Raw genomic sequence first — 2,944 nt, 5'->3', positions numbered from 1 at the left:
TTCGACTATATTTTAGCGGAAATGGCAGGCCATTCTGCAATGAAGCGGCATAAAAAGCCGTCTGAAAACGGCTGTTTTCAGACGGCCTGATATCAAGCGGCGGCTTATTTTTCAGCCTGAGCGTCCAGTATCTGCTGCTTCAATACCCGTTTCAATACCTTGCCGGTGGCGTTACGCGGTAATTCGTCTTTCAGATAAATCTCTTTCGGCACTTTGAAATTGGCCAAATGCTTGCGCAAATGGGCGCGAATTTCGGTTTCTTTGGCCGTCATTCCCTCTTTGAGCTGCACAAAGGCGACGATTTCTTCATCGGCGTATTGGTCGGGAATGCCGATGACGGCGGCGGCTTCGACGGCTTCGATTTTATACAGCTCTTCTTCGATTTCGCGCGGATAGACGTTTTGGCCTTTGGAGATAATCAAATCTTTTTTGCGGTCAACGATAAAGATAAAGCCGTCTTCGTCAATCCGCACCAAATCGCCGGTTTTCAGCCAGCCGTTGACGATGGTTTCGTCGGTTGCGCCGTGCATATTCAGATAGCCCTGCATCACGGCATCGCATTTGACGATGAGTTCGCCTACTTCGCCGCGCGGCACTTCCAGCAATTCTTCATCCACGGCTTTCACTTCATAGCCGGGCAGCGGCAGGCCGACGCTGCCGACTTTCTGCCGGTCCAAGCGGTTGACGGCGACCACGGGCGAGCATTCGCTCAAGCCGTAGCCTTCCAGCAGCTCGGCACGGGGAAACTTGGTTTTGAAATCGGCAATCGTCTGCGCGGCCAAAGGTGCGCCGCCGCTGATAAAGATACGGATACGGTTGAACCAGCGGAAATACCACGGGATTTTCGCCTTGCCCATGGCGGTGTAAATCGCGGGCACGCCCAAAAATACCGTAGCGCGTTTGAGCAACGCCTGCTTGAGCACGTTGGAAAACGGAAAAACGGATTTCACCAAAATCATCGAACCGGCGGCGAATACCGGCAGCAACACCATCGCCAGCAGCGTAAAGCTGTGGAACATCGGCAAAAACACCATAAAGCGGTCGCTCTTGCGGACATTGAATACTTCGTGCGCGCCGGCCATATTGGAAAACAGGTTTTTATAGCTGATGAGCGCTCCTTTGGGGTGGCCGGTCGTACCCGAGGTATAGATGATGTGCGCCAAATCGTCGATTTGCGGCCGGCGCGACAAGTCCAATTCGTCACGACAGGCGAGCGCGTCGGCAAAGCTCAGGTGGCGGTCGGTCGATTGCTCCGTTCCGCCTATCCAGATAACGCTTTCCAAAGCAGTTTGTTTTTTCAGGCCTTTTAATTCTTTAGACAAGCCGACTGAAGCAAACATGACTTTGGCACGGCAGTCGTTCAGGATATAGGCGAATTCATCGCGTTTCAAAAAGGTATTGATGGGCACCGCCACCGCGCCGATGGCGGTCACGGCGAAATAGGCGATGACAAATTCGGGCGAATTGGATACCACCAGTGCCACTTTGTCGCCGTATTTGACATCAATGCTCTGCAAATACGCCGCCACCGCCTCGGAACGTCGTTTTAATTCGCGGTAGCTGATTTTTTCTTTGTCGTTAAAAACCGCCGTACCGCGCCCGTTTTTCTCACAGGCGGCAGCCAGCATTTCGTAAAAATTTTGGTATGGGTAAGTCATTGTAATCAATATTTTTTGATAAATTGTATTCAGACGGCCTGAATAATCAGGCGGTATTGTACATGATTTACATACATCATTGAGATTCTCATCCCCGCGCCCGTACATCAAACGCCTGCCGCAGTCCCTCGCCTATCATCACCAGCAAAAGCAGCATCAGCGTCAGCGTGCCGACTGCGGAAAGTCCGATCCACCACGCATCGAGATTGTCTTTACCCTGCGCCAAGAGTTCGCCCAAGCTGGCTTGCGAGGCCGGTACGCCCAAGCCTAAGAAGTCCAGGCTGGTCAGGGCCAGCACCGCGCCGGAAATCCGGAACGGCAGAAACGCCAGCACCGGCGTCAGGCTGTTGGGCAGGATATGCCGCCACATAATGCGGCCGTCTGAAACGCCCATGCTTTTCGCAGCCGCCACATAATCGGCCTGACGGTTTTTCAGAAACTCGGCGCGCACATAGTCCGACAGCCCCATCCAGCCAAACAGCGACAGCAGCACCAGCAAAACCAGCAAGCCCGGATTGAAAAACGACGACAGGATAATCAATAAATACAACTCGGGCAGCCCGCCCCAAATTTCCAAAAAACGCTGCATCAGCAAATCGACTTTACCGCCGAAATAGCCCTGCACCGCGCCCGCCAGCACGCCGATGACGGTGGTGGCCAGCGTTAATGCCAGCGCAAACAATAAAGAATCGCGGAAACCATACACCAGCCGCGCCAACACGTCGCGCCCGCGGTCGTCCGTACCCAGCCAATGGTTTTCAGACGGCCTTGCTGGGTCGGGCAGCGTGTCGAATTCGTTAATCGTATCGGCGGCGTAAGGATTGGGCGGGTAAACGGCGCGGTTGCCGTTTTCGGTGATGTTGCGGCGGATAAGCGGATCGAAATAATCGGCGGGCGTGTCGAAATCGCCGCCGAACACGGTTTCATGATAAGTATTCAGCGCGGGGAAATAATGGCTGCCCTGATACTGCACCCATAGCGGCTTGTCGTTGCTCCACACCGGCGCGAGCAGCGACACGGCAAACAATACCGCCAACAGCCGCAGCGCGACCCAGCCGCGCTTGTGCCGCTTAAAGACTTGCCAAGTGGGATTTTGAAAGAATTTTGTCATCGTTTTGTTTGAGGCCGTCTGAAAAGTTTTCGGTGTTTCAGACGGCCTGTTTCGTGGTTGGTTAAGTGTTGGATTTGGGGCGGGCTTTATAGCCGTTCAAATGCATAATCAGACTAGGCAACGAGCCGCAGATAGTACAAGTATAGTCGAAGAACTGAATTTCTGATACAGCGTT

2 protein-coding genes are annotated in these 2,944 nt (G+C 53.5%); both read right to left on the bottom strand.

The genetic code is table 11. From position 1 onward, the window contains the following. Window positions 1-104: 104 nt before the first annotated feature. The gene (locus tag BDE01S_RS09675; RefSeq protein WP_066080891.1) at window positions 105-1,658 is read right to left on the bottom strand and encodes a fatty acid--CoA ligase; all 1,554 of its coding nucleotides are present in this window, start codon (window positions 1,656-1,658) and stop codon (window positions 105-107) included. Between the two features lie 88 nt (window positions 1,659-1,746). Then, window positions 1,747-2,769 carry an ABC transporter permease gene (locus BDE01S_RS09670; protein ID WP_066080888.1) on the bottom strand — a complete coding sequence of 341 codons (1,023 nt, stop codon included), beginning with the start codon at window positions 2,767-2,769 and terminating at the stop codon, window positions 1,747-1,749. Window positions 2,770-2,944: the final 175 nt, after the last annotated feature.

This window comes from Bergeriella denitrificans NBRC 102155, assembly GCF_001592185.1.
In the GTDB taxonomy this organism is placed as follows: Bacteria; Pseudomonadota; Gammaproteobacteria; order Burkholderiales; family Neisseriaceae; genus Neisseria; species Neisseria denitrificans.
This window is presented reverse-complemented; position numbering and strand designations above follow the sequence as displayed.

Excerpts from the sequence above, each read along its gene's own strand:
- BDE01S_RS09675 (WP_066080891.1), bottom strand. The coding sequence starts at position 1,658 with ATGACTTACCCATACCAAAATTTTTACGAAATGCTGGCTGCCGCCTGT.
- BDE01S_RS09670 (WP_066080888.1), bottom strand. The coding sequence starts at position 2,769 with ATGACAAAATTCTTTCAAAATCCCACTTGGCAAGTCTTTAAGCGGCAC.